This is a genomic window from Nocardia fusca NBRC 14340, assembly GCF_001618425.1.
Lineage (GTDB): Bacteria > Actinomycetota > Actinomycetes > Mycobacteriales > Mycobacteriaceae > Nocardia > Nocardia fusca.
Genome location: NZ_BDCU01000030.1, coordinates 165,433 through 181,902 on the forward strand (window position 1 = coordinate 165,433; position 16,470 = coordinate 181,902).

The 16,470-nt window shown below is 68.3% G+C and carries 13 protein-coding genes and 2 riboswitches; of the genes, 5 read left to right on the plus strand and 8 right to left on the minus strand.

Annotation, left to right across the window (positions count from 1 at the left end):
* The first annotated feature begins 108 nt into the window (after positions 1–108).
* Positions 109–1,461, plus strand: a complete 1,353-nt coding sequence (locus NF4_RS19710; RefSeq protein WP_063128953.1) for a cation:dicarboxylate symporter family transporter — start codon at positions 109–111, stop codon at positions 1,459–1,461.
* A 202-nt stretch (positions 1,462–1,663) separates the two neighbouring features.
* Here NF4_RS19710 and gcvP read toward each other — a convergent pair whose 3' ends face one another.
* The 7 genes from gcvP to NF4_RS19745 all read right to left on the minus strand — a co-directional run bounded on the left by gcvP (position 1,664) and on the right by NF4_RS19745 (position 8,890).
* Positions 1,664–4,459 carry an aminomethyl-transferring glycine dehydrogenase gene (gcvP, locus tag NF4_RS19715; protein WP_063128954.1) on the minus strand — a complete coding sequence of 932 codons (2,796 nt, stop codon included), beginning with the start codon at positions 4,457–4,459 and terminating at the stop codon, positions 1,664–1,666.
* 46 nt (positions 4,460–4,505) lie between these two features.
* Positions 4,506–4,611: riboswitch (glycine riboswitch) on the minus strand.
* A 1-nt stretch (position 4,612) separates the two neighbouring features.
* Positions 4,613–4,712: riboswitch (glycine riboswitch) on the minus strand.
* A gap of 101 nt (positions 4,713–4,813) precedes the next feature.
* Positions 4,814–5,392 carry a MerR family transcriptional regulator gene (locus tag NF4_RS19720; RefSeq protein WP_063128817.1) on the minus strand — a complete coding sequence of 193 codons (579 nt, stop codon included), beginning with the start codon at positions 5,390–5,392 and terminating at the stop codon, positions 4,814–4,816.
* Positions 5,393–5,567: 175 nt separating this feature from the next.
* Positions 5,568–6,041, minus strand: a complete 474-nt coding sequence (locus NF4_RS19725) for a bifunctional nuclease family protein (protein WP_030520551.1) — start codon at positions 6,039–6,041, stop codon at positions 5,568–5,570.
* Positions 6,042–6,241: 200 nt separating this feature from the next.
* On the minus strand, positions 6,242–7,048 hold the full coding sequence (ftsR, locus tag NF4_RS19730; RefSeq protein WP_063128818.1) for a transcriptional regulator FtsR: 807 nt from the start codon (positions 7,046–7,048) through the stop codon (positions 6,242–6,244).
* Between the two features lie 62 nt (positions 7,049–7,110).
* Positions 7,111–7,596, minus strand: a complete 486-nt coding sequence (gene odhI / locus NF4_RS19735; RefSeq protein WP_030520553.1) for an oxoglutarate dehydrogenase inhibitor Odhl — start codon at positions 7,594–7,596, stop codon at positions 7,111–7,113.
* Between the two features lie 150 nt (positions 7,597–7,746).
* Entirely contained in the window at positions 7,747–8,145 is a 399-nt protein-coding gene (gene gcvH / locus NF4_RS19740; protein WP_063128819.1) for a glycine cleavage system protein GcvH, read from the minus strand.
* A 43-nt stretch (positions 8,146–8,188) separates the two neighbouring features.
* On the minus strand, positions 8,189–8,890 hold the full coding sequence (locus NF4_RS19745) for a CDP-alcohol phosphatidyltransferase family protein (protein WP_232330562.1): 702 nt from the start codon (positions 8,888–8,890) through the stop codon (positions 8,189–8,191).
* Between the two features lie 112 nt (positions 8,891–9,002).
* On the opposite strand from NF4_RS19745, the gene NF4_RS19750 reads away from it, so the two are divergent.
* From NF4_RS19750 to NF4_RS19765, 4 genes are all read left to right on the plus strand, one after another.
* Positions 9,003–10,685, plus strand: a complete 1,683-nt coding sequence (locus NF4_RS19750; protein WP_063128820.1) for a GMC oxidoreductase — start codon at positions 9,003–9,005, stop codon at positions 10,683–10,685.
* Positions 10,686–10,763: 78 nt separating this feature from the next.
* Positions 10,764–12,167, plus strand: coding sequence for a DUF2252 domain-containing protein (locus NF4_RS19755; protein WP_063128821.1), 1,404 nt, complete (start codon positions 10,764–10,766; stop codon positions 12,165–12,167).
* Positions 12,168–12,253: 86 nt separating this feature from the next.
* Positions 12,254–13,144, plus strand: a complete 891-nt coding sequence (locus NF4_RS19760; RefSeq protein ID WP_063128822.1) for a hypothetical protein — start codon at positions 12,254–12,256, stop codon at positions 13,142–13,144.
* 293 nt (positions 13,145–13,437) lie between these two features.
* Entirely contained in the window at positions 13,438–14,223 is a 786-nt protein-coding gene (locus NF4_RS19765; protein WP_232330563.1) for a phosphatase PAP2 family protein, read from the plus strand.
* A 25-nt stretch (positions 14,224–14,248) separates the two neighbouring features.
* Here the strand turns inward: NF4_RS19765 and NF4_RS19770 are convergent, their stop codons facing one another.
* Positions 14,249–16,180, minus strand: coding sequence for an acyl-CoA dehydrogenase family protein (locus NF4_RS19770; protein ID WP_063128823.1), 1,932 nt, complete (start codon positions 16,178–16,180; stop codon positions 14,249–14,251).
* Positions 16,181–16,470 lie beyond the last annotated feature (290 nt).

Genomic DNA, 16,470 nt, shown 5'->3' on the forward strand with positions numbered 1-16,470 from the left:
GAAATGCACAAAAGCGTGACGGACGTCACGTATCGGTCCACCATTGCACAGGGCGTGGTGGCCGGGTTCACCCCGCCCGCGCACTACGACTCGGGAGGAGATCAGGTCATGGAGGACCGGACTCGAACACGGCGGGATCGCACCCACTGGCTCTATCTGGCGGTGATCGTCGCCGTCCTGGCGGGCATACTGGTCGGCTGGCTCGCGCCGGACGCCGGCCGCGCGCTGGCACCGCTGGGCACCATGTTCGTCGACCTGATCAAGATGATGATCGCGCCGGTCATCTTCTGCACCATCGTCCTCGGCATCGGTTCGGTGCGGGCGGCCACCACCGTCGGCAAGGTCGGTGGCCTGGCCCTCGGGTATTTCCTGGCCATGTCCACGGTGGCGCTGGGTATCGGACTGCTGGTCGGCAATCTGCTCGATCCGGGCACCGGGCTGAACATCACCGAGTCGGCCGGCCAGGGCGCCAAGTACGCCGAAGAGGCGCACGGAGCCGGCGGCACCGTGGAATTCCTGCACAGCATCATCCCCACGACCCTGGTCTCCTCACTGACCGCGGGCAGTGTGTTGCAGGCGTTGTTCGTCGCGCTGCTGGTCGGGTTCGCGGTGCAGGCCATGGGTTCGGCCGGTGAGCCGATCGTGCGCGGTGTGGCACTGATCCAGAAGCTGGTCTTCCGAATTCTGTCGATGATCCTCTGGCTGGCCCCGATCGGCGCGTTCGGCGCGATCGCCAATGTGGTGGGCCGGACGGGTTTGGAAGCCGTGGTCCAGCTGGCCACCCTGATGATCGCGTTCTACCTGACCTGCCTGCTGTTCGTCTTCGGGGTACTCGGTGTCCTGCTGCGGCTGGTCGCGCGGGTGTCGATCTTCAAACTGTGCCGTTACCTCGCCCGCGAATACCTGCTCATCGTGGCCACCTCCTCTTCGGAATCGGCGCTGCCGCGGCTGATCGCGAAAATGGAACATCTGGGGGTGCAGCGCACCACCGTGGGCGTGGTCGTACCGACCGGCTATTCGTTCAATCTGGATGGCACCGCCATCTACCTGACCATGGCCTCGATCTTCATCGCGGACGCGATGGGGCAGCCGTTGAATCTGGGCGAACAACTCGGTCTGCTGGTGTTCATGATCGTGGCGTCCAAGGGCGCGGCCGGTGTCACCGGTGCGGGCCTGGCCACCTTGGCCGGCGGTCTGCAGAGTCATCGGCCCGAACTCCTCGACGGCGTCGGTTTGATCGTCGGCATCGATCGCTTCATGTCCGAGGCCCGCGCGCTCACCAATTTCTCCGGGAATGCCGTCGCCACCCTGCTGGTCGGCACCTGGACCAAAACCGTGGACCCCGAGCAGATGCGCGACGTCCTGGACCGGAAGGTGCCCTTCGACGAGCAGACCATGGTGGACGACCACGAGTCGCATCCGGCCGAGGAGGACAGCGCGAACGTCCTCGTTCCGGCCTGACGCCGATCGGTGGACCGCCCGGTCCGTCGCGCCCCGGTCGAGGTGTCGTTCTCCGGAACGGGGCCCGGCCGGGGCGCAGTCCGTTCTCGAGCTCAGGGGACTTCCGATTCCGGGCCGACCGGCCCGTACCCCGGCCCGCCGGTCGTCACACGAAGGCTCCGACCGGGCGGGTGTACCGAACTGTTCCGGCGCCGTCCACGCGTCAGTCCGCGTAGGCCTCCGGCGGCGGGCAGGTGCAGACCAGATTGCGGTCACCGAACGCGCCGTCGATCCGGCGGACGGCCGGCCACACCTTGGGCCGGTCATGGGTGAGACCGAGCGGGTACACCGCGACCTCCCGGCTGTACGGGTGGTCCCATTCGCGGACCAGGCTTGCCGCGGTGTGCGGGGCATTGCGCAGCGGGTTGTCCTCGGCCGGCCACTCCCCCGTGCCCACCCGATCGATCTCGCGCCGGATGGCGATCATGGCCTCGGCGAACGCGTCGAGCTCGGCCAGGTTCTCACTCTCGGTCGGTTCCACCATCAGGGTGCCTGCCACCGGGAAACTCATGGTCGGCGCGTGGAACCCGTAGTCGGCGAGCCGTTTGGCCACATCGTCGACGGTGACCCCGGTGCGCTTGGTGATCTCGCGCAGATCCAGGATGCATTCGTGGGCGACCATATCGTTGTCGCCGGTGTAGAGGACGGGGTAGTACTCACCCAGGCGGCGCGCCAGATAGTTGGCCGACGCGATCGCGGTGAGGGTGGCCCGGCGCAGGCCCTCGGCTCCCATCATCCGGATGTAGGCCCAGGTGATCGGCAGGATAGACGCCGACCCGTACTCCGCCGCCGATACCGCGTGCGACCCGGCGACCAGCGGATCGCCGGGCAGGTAGGGCGTCAGGTGGGAGCGGACCGCGACCGGACCGACCCCCGGGCCGCCGCCACCGTGCGGGATACAGAACGTCTTGTGCAGATTGAGATGGCTGACGTCGCCGCCGAACCGGCCCGGCCGCGCCAGGCCGACCAGTGCGTTCAGATTCGCGCCGTCGACATAGACCTGGCCGCCGGCATCGTGCACCAGCGCGCACAGTTCGGCGATCTCGTTCTCGTACACGCCGTGCGTGGACGGGTAGGTGATCATGATGCAGGCCAGGCGTTCGGCGTGGTCGGCGATCTTGGCCCGCAGATCGTCGAGGTCCACATCGCCGTTGGCCCGGCACTTCACGACCTCGACCCGCAGGCCCGCCATGGCGGCGGACGCGGCATTGGTGCCGTGGGCGCTGGACGGGATAAGGCAGGTGTCGCGGCGGGTATCGCCCCGGTCCAGGTGATAGCGGCGGATGGCCAGCAGTCCCGCGTATTCGCCCTGGCTACCGGCGTTCGGTTGCAGACTCACCGCGTCGTACCCGGTGATCTCGGCCAGCCAGCGTTCCAGATCGTGGATCACCCGCCGCAGACCCGGCGTATCGGCGGCCGGGGCATAGGGATGCAACCGCGCGAATCCAGGCCAGGTGATCGGTTCCATTTCGGCAGTGGCGTTGAGCTTCATGGTGCACGAGCCGAGCGGGATCATGCTGCGGTCCAGGGCGATGTCGGAGTCCGAGAGCGCGCGCAGATACCGCAGCATCGCTGTTTCGGTGTGGTGCCGGGTGAACGCCGGATGGGTCAGGAATTCCGAAGTCCGGTCTTCGATCGCGGCGGCGGGCGGGTCGGCGGGGGCGATTCCGAACGCGTCCAGCACGATCGCGAGGTGGTCGGCGGTGGTGGCCTCGTCACAGGCCACCGCCACATGGTCGTCGTCCACCCAGCGCAGATTCACCCCGCGGGCGGCAGCCTTGGCGACCACTGTCTCCGCCTGGCCCGGCACCCGGGCCAGCACCGTATCGAAGTAGCGGTCGTGCACCAGGGCCGGCCCGAGCGACGCGGCCAGCCGCGCGGCGTGCCCGTGGACCCGGCGGGCGATGGCCCGCAACCCGTCCGCACCGTGGTAGCAGGCGTACATACCGGCCACGATGGCCAGCAGTACCTGGGCCGTACAGATATTGGAAGTGGCCTTCTCCCGGCGAATATGCTGTTCACGGGTCTGCAGGGCGAGCCGATAGGCGGGGGCGCCGTCCGCGTCCTTGGATACTCCGACCAGCCGGCCCGGCAGCTGGCGTGCGTAGTCGGCGCGCACCGCCAGGTACCCGGCGTGCGGGCCACCGAACCCCATCGGCACCCCGAAACGCTGGGTCGTGCCGAAACATACGTCCGCACCCTGTTCACCCGGCGGAGTGACCAGGGTGAGCGCGAGCAGATCCGCGCCGGCGGCGACCAGCGCGCCGCGGTCGTGGGCGGCGGCGATCGTCGCCGCCCAGTCCACGATCCGGCCCGAGGCGCCCGGCACCTGCACGATCACGCCGAAGAACTCCCCGTCGGGCAGGCCGTCCGCGGCCAGGTCGGCCTCCACGATCTCGATGCCCAGCGGTTCGGCCCGGGTGGCCAGCACCGTACGGGTCTGCGGGAACAGGTCGCGGTCGATCACCAACCGGCCGGGGCCCCGGCGATTGACCCGGCGCAACAGGGTCATCGCCTCCGCGGCCGCCGTGGCCTCGTCGAGCATGGACGCATTGGCCACATCGGTGCCGGTCAGATCGGTCACCATGGTTTGGAAATTGAGCAGCGCCTCGAGCCGGCCCTGGCTGATCTCCGGCTGATAGGGCGTATACGCGGTGTACCAGGCGGGATTCTCCAGCAGATTGCGCACCAGCACCGGCGGGGTCAGAGTGTCGTAGTAGCCCAGGCCGATCATGGAAGTGGCGACATGATCGGATTCGGCGAGCGCCGCGAGCTCGGCGAGCACCTCGTGTTCGGTGCCCGGCGCGGGCAGCCCGGCCAGCGGATCGTCATCGCGGATCCCGGCTGGCAGCGCGGCGGCCGCCAGCTCGTCGGCCGAGCCGAGGCCGATCGCGGCGAGAATCCGCGCGAACTCGTGGTCATCCGGTCCGATATGACGATCTGCGAAGGTCTGGCTCACCGCGGCTCCCTGGGTGGGGCGGCCGACCGGCACGGTCGGCTCGGGGCCCTCCCCCTCTGTCGCGGCGCCTGAGAGCTTCGGCGGCCGGATCTCGCTCCGGTCCACCTTTCACCTTGGGCGGGTGGCCCGCAGCCACCACTTTCCAGAGGCGCCGGTTCCCGCACGGTCCTGGGGCCTGAGAGATTGACGGGGAGGTGCTGCTCCTTCGGCGCCCGGATCCGGCGAGGATCCGGGACTCTCCCGCACGGCTACGGCGCCCGCCAAGTCTAGCCCGGTGAGCAGCGACGTCCGGGAGCCACCCGCCGGTATGTGTCGTTTCCCTCATTCGGCGGCCCCGTGGTCGCCGGCGAGCGATCAGCCGGTTTTACGGGTCAGGCGCGCCTTGCGGCGATAGGACAATTCGTCCTCGGGACGCTCGGTGGTCTCCGAGGCGCGTTCGGCGGGGAATGCGGCGATGGCACCGGTGAGTTCCCGCATGGCACTGTTCACCGCGATACCGAATACCCCTTGGCCGCCCTGCAGTAAATCGACGACTTCTTCCGGTGAGGTGCACTCGTATACCGAGGTTCCGTCGGAGAAAAGGGTGATATTCGCCAGATCCTCCACTCCGCGACTACGCAGATGGTCGACGGCGATACGGATGTTCTGCAGCGAAATACCGGCATCGAGGAGCCGCTTGACGATTTTCAGGACCAGGATGTCCTTGAACGAATACAGCCGCTGGCTGCCCGAGCCCGCCGCCCCGCGAATGGAGGGCACCACCAGCGCGGTCCGCGCCCAGTAGTCCAGTTGCCGGTAACTGATACCGGCAACCTGACAGGCTGTCGGCACCCGGTATCCGACCAGGTCGTCGGGAACCGAATCGTCGGGGAACAATCCGGGTTGTATTTCGTAGCGCCGAGGCGGGCCCACTTCCGATCGCATATCCCGCATATTCTCTGCCACTGAACTACTCCCTTGCTCCGCCGATCAGTGCCTATAGCCGACGGCCCGGCGTCGACTATGAGGCTACTCTTCCCATTCTCTCGGCCGCAGCAGTGCCGAACCAAACGCGACGCGCGGTAACAGTCTCGACCTGTAGTTGAGGTCTAGAAAATAGCGCGGATACTCAACTGTCGGTCGCTTTGAAATCGTCCGGCGAGACCGACTCCAGGAACTCCTTGAACTTTTCGACCTCGTCCTCGCGTTCGTCGGGCATCACCAGACCGGCTTCCTCGAGCACTGATTCCGCAGCGTAGATCGGGCAGCCGACGCGCAGGGCGATCGCCACCGAATCCGACGGTCGGGCCGAGATCCGCACCTCGTTCTCGAAGACGAGATCGGCGTAGAACGTCCCTTCTTTCAGGTCCACGATATGAACCTCCTCGAGGGTATGCCCGAGATCCGCGATCAAGACCTTGATCAGATCGTGGGTGAGCGGCCGGATCGGTGTGACGCCCTCCTGTTCGAGCACAATGGCCGTGGCCTCCGCCTGTCCTATCCAGATCGGCAGATACCGCTCACCCTCCGCCTCCCGCAGCAGCAGGACGGGCTGGTTCTGTGGCTGCTCGACCCGGATGCCGATCACGCGCATTTCGCTCATCGCACTGCCTCCCATACTCCCCGGCTGCCCGCCCTCGCCGATGCAGGGCTCGCCGTACCACGAGTCTAGGCGAATTCGGCGCGGCGCCGCGATCGCTGACGGGCACCGGAATCAGTGTGTTGCCACCAGCGTAGCCCCCGGCCACTCGGCCGCAGGTCAGACCGGATTCCGCCGATGACGGCGGGAATCGGACACTCGGCTCATCCGCCGAGTGAGTTGCGCACCGACGCCTTCACCAGGCTCGCGTGCAGTGTCAGCGACAGCGCGGCAAGTTCGCGGACCGTCTCCTCGGCCCGCGCCCGGGCGCCGGCGTCGCGGCTCTTGGCGATCGGTGCCGCGATCTGCGCCACCAGCGCCGCCTCCCGGTCCGCGGCGAGTTTGAACGCCCGCAGATGCCGCGCCTCCAAACCGAATTCGGCCATCGCCTTGGCGGTCGCCGCCAGTGTGACCGCATCGGCGTCGAAGAACCCGGCCGGGCCCGGGGTGATCAAATTCGCCCGGATCAGATCGTTGAGGAACGTCTCATCGATCCCGGCCCGGTCCAGCAGATCCGCCCGGGTCACCCGGATCTGATGATCGAACTCGAAATCGTCCGGCGTGACGCGACCCGGTGGTACACCCAGCCGTCGCGGCGGACGCGGCAGCACCTCGGTGCCGTCGTACGGCTCCGCACGCCCCGTATCCGGCCGGGCGGTCCGCGCCCGGGCGCGGGCTTCCCGCACCCCGAGCGTCGCGGCACCGCTGTCGATCGCCTCGAGTTGTTCCTTGATCACCTTCAACGGCAGGTACTGGTCGCGCTGCGCCGTCAGGACGAAACGCAACCGTTCGCAGTCCGCGACCGAGAACCGGCGGTAGCCGGACGGCGTCCGCTCCGGCCGGATCAGGCCCTCCGCTTCCAGGAAGCGGATCTTGGAAATGGTGATATCCGGAAAATCCGGTCGCAGCAGATCGAGCACGGAGCCGATCGACATCCCTCCGTGCGCCCACTGCTGCGCCGCGCCTGTCATGATCTCGAGTCTTTCATGCCGAGGCGCCGATCACCCGGACCGGCGCACCGATCGTCAGCTGTTCACAGACTCCCCGCACCGGCCGCAGAACCGGCCTCCTGGGTCCGCGGACCTGTGAGGAAAACCAGCCGGAACTTACCGATCTGTACCTCGTCACCGTTCTGCAGCTCCGACGAATCCACCGGCTCGCGATTGACGTAGGTGCCGTTCAGGCTGCCCACATCGACGACCTGGAAGGAATCCTCGTCCTGCCGGAACTCGGCATGACGACGACTGACGGTGACATCGTCGAGAAAGATATCGCTGTCGGGATGCCGGCCGGCCGAGGTGGTGGGCTGGTCCAGCAGAAAACGCGAACCCGCGTTCGGGCCACGTTTGACGACGAGCAGCGCCGCCCCGACCGGAAGACCCTCGACACCCTGCACCGGCTGTTCACCGGTCGGCTCGCCGGAGCGCGATGCGTCGACCTCGTTCAGGAAATCCGCGCGGAAGACCGACGTCGTCTCGGCCGCGGTCTCCCCGTAACCCGGGTCTTTGTTCTCGCTCACCGTTTCTCTCCTCCTCGAACCTCATAAACCATGCAGGCAGATGCCGCGATAAGACGTGGCTGGGCGGCCCCGACTCCGGGCGGCACATCCGTTGGCATTGACCGTACCCTGCCGGGCCGTACCCGTGCAGGTAGAACCGGGAAGGCTGGATCAGCCCCCGATAACTCCTTGATAACCCGCGGCATCGAGCAGTTCACCGAGGCTCGAGTCCAATGCGGCCGCATCGGCCACCTCGAGTTCGAACAACCACCCGTCACCGTAGGGATCGGTATTCAGCGTTTCCGGTTTCGCCTCCAGTTCCTGGTTTACCGCAACGACTTTCGCGCTCAGTGGAGCGTAGATATCGGAAACGCTCTTGGTCGATTCGACCTCGGCGATGCTGTCCCCGGCGGCAACGTCGGCGCCGGATTCGGGCAACTGCACGAACACGACGTCACCGAGTTGCGACTGGGCGTAATCGGTGATCCCCACCAGAACACGGGTGGGCTCGGTCCGACGCACCCATTCATGTTCCGCGGTGTAACGCAGATCCTCCGGAACCCGGCTCACGTGATGTCCTCTCCTCGTGTCGTCGTGCACGATGCCCGCAACTCTATGCGAGCCCGCCGCCCTCTGCCGCGCCGGTATCCCCGCCGCGTGTGGCACGGCCCCCGGCGGGCGCCGGCGGAATCCGGCGCGCCACGGCGACGGCGCGGCCCAGGTAGAGCAGACCGGTCCACACATAGACGGCCGTACCCCAGATCAGAAGTGCCCCGCCGAACGCGGCGCCGAAACCATCGCCGGCCCAGTCCATCTGCCCGGCCAGCAGCCACGGCAGCGCCGACATGAGCGCGAAGGTGGCCGCCTTGCCCAGATAGATGACCTCGGGCGGGTCCAGGTCACGCCGGCGGTAGACCGACAGGGTCAGGGTCAGCACCGCGTCGCGTCCGATCAGCAGGGCGGCCACCCACCAGGGGATCAGCCCGCGGACGACGAAGGCGACCAGTGTGGTCACCAGATAGAGCCGATCGACGAAGGGATCCAGCAGGGCGCCGAGCCGCGAGGACTGGTCCAGCAGCCGGGCGAGTTTGCCGTCGAGGAAATCGGTGAGCCCGCTCAGGATGAGCAGGACGAACGCCCAACCGTCGGCGTACTCCACCAGGAGCAGCCACAGGAACAGCGGGACACCGATCAACCGCAGCACGCTGAGCACGTTGGGGACGGTGAGCAGCCGGTCGGACAGGACCGCGGCGAGCGCACCACCGGGATCCCGGCCCGCGGTCTCTGATCCGCCGGTTCCCGAATCGCTCATCACATGGGTGTGCTTACCGTATGGCGCCCACCCGCGCCAGCACACCCCGCCGCGTCATTCGATGAAAGAATGAGTATGAAACCATCTCACCATCGAGTCGGGTGAGAGGAAGATCATGTCAGAGTTCGACTACGACGTCGTGGTCATCGGATCGGGGTTCGGCGGGAGCGTGAGCGCCCTGCGACTCACGGAGAAAGGCTACCGGGTCGGGGTCCTCGAAGCCGGGCGGCGCTGGGACGCCGAGACGCTGCCGCGCAGCAACTGGAACCTCCGCAAATCCATCTGGGCACCGAAACTCGGGTTCACCGGACCCCAGCGGATCAGCCTGCTCGGCAAATGCGCCGTGTTCTCCGGCGCCGGAGTGGGCGGCGGCTCCCTCATTTACGGCAACACACTCTACGAACCGCTCACCGATTTCTTCACCGATCGGCAGTGGGCGCACATCACCGACTGGCAGGCCGAACTCGCGCCCTACTACGACCAGGCGCGCCGCATGCTCGGCGTGACGACCAACCCGCGGACGACCCCGGCCGACGAGGTCATCCGCGAGGTCGCCGCGGATATGGGTGTGGGCGAGACCTTCCACCCCACCGACGTCGGGGTGTTCTTCAACGAGGACGACCCCGGCACCGAGGTCGACGATCCCTATTTCGGCGGTGCCGGCCCGCGCCGCCGCGGCTGTGTGCACTGCGCCCGCTGCCTGACCGGCTGCCCGCACAACGCCAAGAACACGACCACCACCAACTACCTGTTCCTGGCCGAGCAGGCCGGTGCCACCGTGCACCCGCTCACCGCCGCCACCGCGGTGCGACCGCTGCCCGGCGGCGGCTACGCCGTCGATACCTCCCGGCCCGACCGGTGGATCCGCAAGCGCACACGGACCTTCACCGCCGAGCAGGTGGTGTTCGCGGGCGCGGCGCTGGGCACCCAGCGGCTGCTGCACCGGATGCGGGATCGGGGCGTACTGCCGCGGCTCTCCCCGCGCCTGGGTGAACTCACCCGCAGCAATTCCGAGGCGATCCTGGCGGTGGTGAGCCGGTCACGCCGCGACTTCGCCGCCGGTGTCGCCATCACCTCCTCGATACATCCCGAGGCGAACACCCATATCGAGGTGTGCCACTACGGCAAAGGCCAGAACGCGCTGTTCCCCCTCTCGGCCCCGGTGATCGACGGCGGGGCGTTCCGGTTCCTGCGCTTCCTGCTCGCCGCGGTCGCCCACCCGGTGGTGTTCCTGCGCAGTTTCAACGCCCGGCACGCCTCGGAGCGATCGGTCATCCTGCTGGTCATGCAGTCGCTGGACAATTCGCTCACCTCGTTCCTGCGGCGCGGCGGATTGACGACGAAACAGGGCACGGGTAAGCCGAACCCGACCTGGATCCCGCTGGCGCACGAGGTCGGCCGGCGGTTCGCGGCCAAGATCGACGGGGACACCCACGGGCTCTACACCGACGTCCTCGATATCCCGGCGACCGCGCACTACATCGGCGGCTGTGTGATCGGCAACCGGCCCGAGACGGGCGTGGTGGACCCCTATCAGCGGGTCTACGGGCATCCCGGCCTACATATCGCCGATGGGTCCGCGGTCACCGCCAACCTCGGGGTGAACCCGTCGCTGACCATCACCGCGCAGGCCGAACGCGCGATGGCCTTCTGGCCGAACAAGGATCAGGAGGACACCCGGCCGGGGCTGGGCACCCCGTATCAGCGGATCGCTCCCGTGGCACCGGTGCGGCCGGCGGTTCCCGCGGCGGCACCCGGGGCACTGCGCCTGCCCCTCACACCACTGCGGGCCGGCTGAGCCGAACCGGCTCCGGCCCCTCGCGTCCACGCGAGCACCCGGAGCCGGGACGAACCGCCGGGTCGGTACCGTTACCGCGTGTCCACCGGTCGTATCCCGCTACGCTCCTACACCCCCGCCGAGGACGTACTCGCTCGCGGCCGGGCCGTCCGCGACCGGGTGCCGCCCACGGCCCGGGACCGTGCCGTGCCCACCGGCGGGCGGCCGTCGGTGGTGGAATTCGTCGAGGCGAGCAACTCCGGTCGTATCGAGGAGCTGATCCCGCTGCGCATCGGCCGGATGATCGCCTCTCCCTTCGCGTTCTACCGGGGCTCGGCCGGGCTGATGGCCACCGATCTGGCGGGCAGCCCCGATACCGGCTTCACCGCCCAGCTCTGCGGGGACGCCCACGCCGGCAACTTCGGCCTCTACGGCACCTCCCGCGGCGAGATCGTCATGGATATCAACGATTTCGACGACACCGTGCCGGGTCCGTGGGAATGGGACCTGGAGCGGCTCGCGGCCAGCCTGGTCCTGGCGGGGCGGGTCGGCGGCGCCGGCGAGGAGGAATGCCGTACCGCTGCCGCGGACGCCGCACGCAGCTATCGGCGCGTCGCGGCCGTCCTCGCCGAACGACCGTTCCTCACCACCTGGTCCGCGCTCGCCGACGAATCGGTCCTCGACCGCGTCGAGGCCCAGGATCTGCTGGACAACTTCAAGAAGGCCGCCAAGAAGGCCCGGAAGAACAACAGCGACAAGGTCGTGCGGAAGTGGACCCATATCGACGACCACGAAACCGGTATCGACAGGCACCGTTTCGTCGCCGACCCCCCGCTCCTCACCACCGTCCCCCAGGAGGTCGAGGACGCGGCCATCGATGCCCTCGAACGCTACGGTACGTCGCTGCGGGAATCACGGCAGGAGCTGCTGGGCCGGTTCGCGGTGGCCGATATCGCGTTCCGCATCGTCGGTACGGGTAGCGTCGGGTTGCACAGCTACGTCGCACTGCTGCACGGCAATTCGGGCGAGGTACTGGTCCTGCAACTCAAACAGGCGGCGCCCTCGGCGCTGGCACCCGTACTCGGCAGCGCCGCACCGAAACACGAGGGCAAGCGAATCGTGCAGGGCGCCAGGCTGGTTCAGACCGAGACCGATATCCTCCTCGGCTGGACCACCATGTCCGTACCCACCGCCGACGGCACCCGCGAGCTGCCGTTCATCGTCCGCCAGTTCCGCAATCTCAAGGGCGGGATCGCTCCCGAGGAACTCGAACCGCACGACCTCGACGACTACGGCAGGCTGGCCGGAGCGCTGCTCGCCCGCGCCCACGCCCGCTCGCTGGATCCACGTATGATCAGCGGTTATCTGGGCGACGACGAGGATTTCGACACCGCGATCGCCGAGTTCGCGGTGCGTTACGCCGACCGCGCCGAGGCCGATCACGCCGAACTCGTCGCGGCGGTTCGCGCCGGTAAACTTCCCGCGCAGGAGCCGGACCGGTAGTTTCGAAGAGGGCGCCGCACAGCCGGCGCCACCACAGCCTCGGCTCGGACACCATTGCCTCGGCTCGGACGCGAAGGGCGGTCACCATGCTCGTGCAGGTACAGAACAGCACCGACAGCGTTGCCGAACGGGCTCTGGTGGATTGGCTCAGCGGCTGGGACGGCGCGGGGAGCCCGCAGGGGGTCGCGACGGTGAACTGCGGCCTCGTCCATCAGGGCGAGTCCTACCATTTCGACGCCGTGGTGTGGACGCCCACCAGCTGTGTGGTCATCGATGTCGCGGGATTGCACTCGCCGCACGGTGGCACCCTGCAGGCCCCGCTGACCGGCGACTGGACCCTCAACGGCGTCCGCGCCGAACTCGAGACCAGCGACAACCGTTCCCCGCTGGACCGTTCCCGCGAACACACCTTCGCCCTGCAGACCTGGCTGGCCGCCCGCGGGCTGGGACAGCGCGCGGTACACGGTGTCGCGCTGGTCGTGCCCCTGCAGAACGTGCCCGTGCAGATCGAGCAGAAGGTGCACGACCCGAGCTTCGATGTGATCGTCGGTGACGACGGGAACGGGCTGCGGCACTATTTCGGCGTGCTCGCCCAACGTGAATCGCACCGCTGGACCGCCAACGATGTGGCCCTGTCGTTCCGCGGGATGGGGATGCTGCCGTACCTCCCGGCACCGCAGCGCCTGCTCGAAGAGGGATTCCTCGGCCCCATCGATGTCACCCTGTGGCACGGCGGCCCGGCCCAGGCGGAGGCCGAACAGTACGCCGAGGATCTCGCCGAGTACGAACGCGCGGCCGGGGCCCGACGATTCCGCTCCCCCTGGTACAGCCCGTGGCGGCTGTATCCGCGCGAGGTCGGTGATATCGATTTCGGCCGCGCCGCCATGCGCGCGGGCTTCGCGCTCGGAATGTTCATCGCGATCGCCTGGATGCTGTGGTTCCTGATCACCGCGTTCCTCACCTACGGCCCCGGGTGAGGCAGCAGAAGAACATCACGGGCCGGACGGTGGCGCTCCCAGGCGTGTCCACGCCTTCGCTCCGGCCCTGCGTGCCCTGGGCATACCTCCGCCTTCGCTCCAGCCCTGCGCGCCTTGCCTGACCGTGCCCGCTCCGGCCGTGGGCGCCATACGTACCCCCGTCTCCGCTGCGGCAATGTGCGTCCGTGCCCCGGGCGCTCGCTCCGGCCGTGCGCGTCCTGCGTACCTCCGTGCTGCGACCGTACGCGAATCGCGGATGGGCTTCGACCGGCTGCGCCCACTAGGGTCGGACCGTGAGCACAGCATCCGCGGCGCCGGATCCGTTCGGCGCGGACCGGCCCACCGGCCGTATCCGGCGCACGGGCGCAGACCGTCCGGGAACACCGGACGCCGCCGACGCGCACCCGTCCCACGTCGGCACCGACGAAGCGGCAGATACCGCCGAACCCCGCCGGGTCCGCGGTCCCGGCAGTACCGCGAACCCGCTCGCCACCGCGGCGACCGCGGCCGCCGGAGCAACCGTCGCGGCCGCCCTCCCGTGGTCGTTCCCCCCGGGCGGCGGAGAGACCACGTTCGATCTCGCGGTGAACGAGCGGGTCGATCCCCGACTGGATCCGCGGCCCTGGATCGCCGAGGTACTCACCCTCGCGACCAATACCGGGGTGGTCCTCGCCGTCCTGTGCGGTGGTGCCGCATGGTTCGCCTGGCAGCGCAAATGGTGGGAGACCGCGACCATGGTGCTGGTGCCGGAGACTGCTGTCGCGATCAACGCCTGGGCGTTGAAACCGTTCTGGTCACGCCCCCTGCACGACTATCTCGCCTATCCCAGTGGCCATACCGTGCACCTGGTCGCGGTGGTTACCACCCTGGTCCTGCTGCTGCGCTCGGTGCGCGCCCGCGCGGTGATCGTCGCGCTCACGGCCGCCGCCTGGTTCGGGGCGGGCATCGGGATGGTGGCGCTGGACTACCATCTCGCCACCGATGTCCTCGGCGGCGCCGCGGCCGGTATCGCGCTGGCCATCGGCCTCTACTGGGTGGCTGTATACCTTGCCCGCCCGGCGGGGGCCCGGTCCGGTTAGACCGGGGCCCGCCCCCGGCTGCCCGCTACTGCCGCTGGTGCACGCTCGCGTCGTCCAGCATCGCGGCACCCAGCATGGACTCCGGCACACCCAGCGCCTCGACGAGCGTGAGCGCGTCCGGGCGGAGCCGGTCGACGAGTTCGTTCACCCCGCGCCGGATCGCCTTGGCCCGTTCCACCGAGATGAAACGGTGCATGATGTACCAGGCCGAGTGCTCCTCGAGGATCGAGTACACGTACAGATCGCAGACGGTTTCGGCCAGCCGGCGAGGCTCCTCCTCCTCGATATCGGCGATGCCCTCGATGAAGGCCTCGAGGATCAACCGGTCGATATGGGCGGCGCCCGCGGCCAGAATATGGTCCTGGGCGTTGTTGAAGGCCTCGAAGGGCTCGGTCTCCTCGGCGCGCGCCCGCAGCCGGTGCGCGGCCGTGCGGGTCAGATAGTCCTCACGGTCGGCGAACAACGCCAGTTGCGTATCGCGGCGCCCCAGATCGCCCTCGTCGACCGTCTCGCCGCCGCGGTCGCGCAGGGTCTGGATGAGCTGACGCACCCCGGACCGTTTCCGCACCACATCGCCGGCCATGGTCGCGGCGAACCGGACCCAGCCCAGCGCGTCCAGATCGCGGATCTCGTCGGCGTAGGCGGTCAGGATCTCCTTGGCGACCAGCTGGGTGAGCACCACATTGTCACCCTCGAAGGTGGTGAACACATCGGTATCGGCCTTCAGGGTGACCAGCCGGTTCTCCGTCAGGTAGCCGGCGCCGCCGCATGCCTCGCGGCATTCCTGGATGGCGCGGGTGGCGTGGCGGGTCTGCGCCACCTTCAGGCCGGCGGCCCGCTTCTCCAGTGCCCGCTGCGCCCCGGGCGCCAGATCCTGACCGGTCTGCACCAGGTGCATCCGGCGGACGAGATCGTTCTGCGCGAACGCCAGCGCGTAGGAACGCGCGAGCAGCGGCAGCAACCGGCGCTGATGCATCCGGTAGTCCAGCAGCAGGGTCTCGTTGCCGTTGTCCGGATCGCCGAACTGGCGGCGCTTCAGCGCGTACCGCAACGCGATGCTCAGCGCGACCCGGGCACCGGCCGCCGCGGCGCCACCGACGCTGACCCGCCCGCGGACCAAAGTGCCGAGGGTGGTGAAAAAGCGCCGGCTGGGGTTGTCGATCTCGGAGCGGTAGGTACCGTCCGGTTCCACATCCGCATAGCGGTTGAGCAGGTTCTCCCGCGGGATCCGCACCTGGTCGAAGACGATGCGGCCGTTGTCCACACCGGGCAGCCCGCCCTTGCGCCCGCAGTCGGAAGTGGTGACACCGGGCAGATCGTTACCCTGCTCGTCCCGGATCGGGACCAGCAGACAGTGCACCCCGTGCTCGCCCGCCGGGGTCCGCAGCTGCGCGAAAACGGCGGCCATCCGCGCGTGTTCGGCGGCGCCGCCGATGTAGTCCTTACGCGCCGAGGGGGTGGGCGTGTGGATGACGAATTCCTCGGTGGCCGGGTCGTAGGTCGCGGTGGTCTCCAGATTCGCGACATCGCTCCCGTGCCCGGATTCGGTCATCGCGAAACAGCCGAGCAGATCCAGCGAGATCAGCCGCCGGATGTGTTCGCGATGCCGTTCGGTGCCCAGGTTCTCCACCGCGCCCCCGAACAGCCCCCACTGCACACCCGACTTCACCCACAGCGACAGATCGGCGTAGGCGAGCATCTCGAGGCCGACGACGGCCGCGCCGGGCTCCCCGGTGCCGCCGTTCTCCCGCCGGAAACCTCGTTCGGCGTAATCGAGTTTCGCCAGCGACCGCATCTGCTCCAGCACCCGGGCCCGTGCCTCGGGCAGATCCAGGTCGGGATCGCCGGTGTACTCGGGGCCCGCGAGCTGAGTGCGGGCCTGTTCCCGGACCTCGCCCCACGGCCCGTCCAGTGCCTGACGTAAACGTTGCGCTGTCGAAGTGCTGCCGGTGCTCATATTTCCGACCCTAGCGGGCCCGGCCGGCGCGGCTCGTCACAAACCGCGCATGGCCGGAGCGAAGGCGGAGGTACGCACACGCGGCGGTGTAACGCAGAACACGCAGGGTGTAACGCCCTCGGAAGCGGGTATGGCGCGGGTGAGAACGGCCCAGGTCAGCAGGGTGATCGGACCGTTTTCTCCATTCGTCATGTCAAATAAACCGGTACGTAACAAACGTCACATTTTCGAGAGCCGGTTTGTGGTGGGCAAGAGGGGGCTTCGGCCACTACCTTCGCGGCTATGGCTGC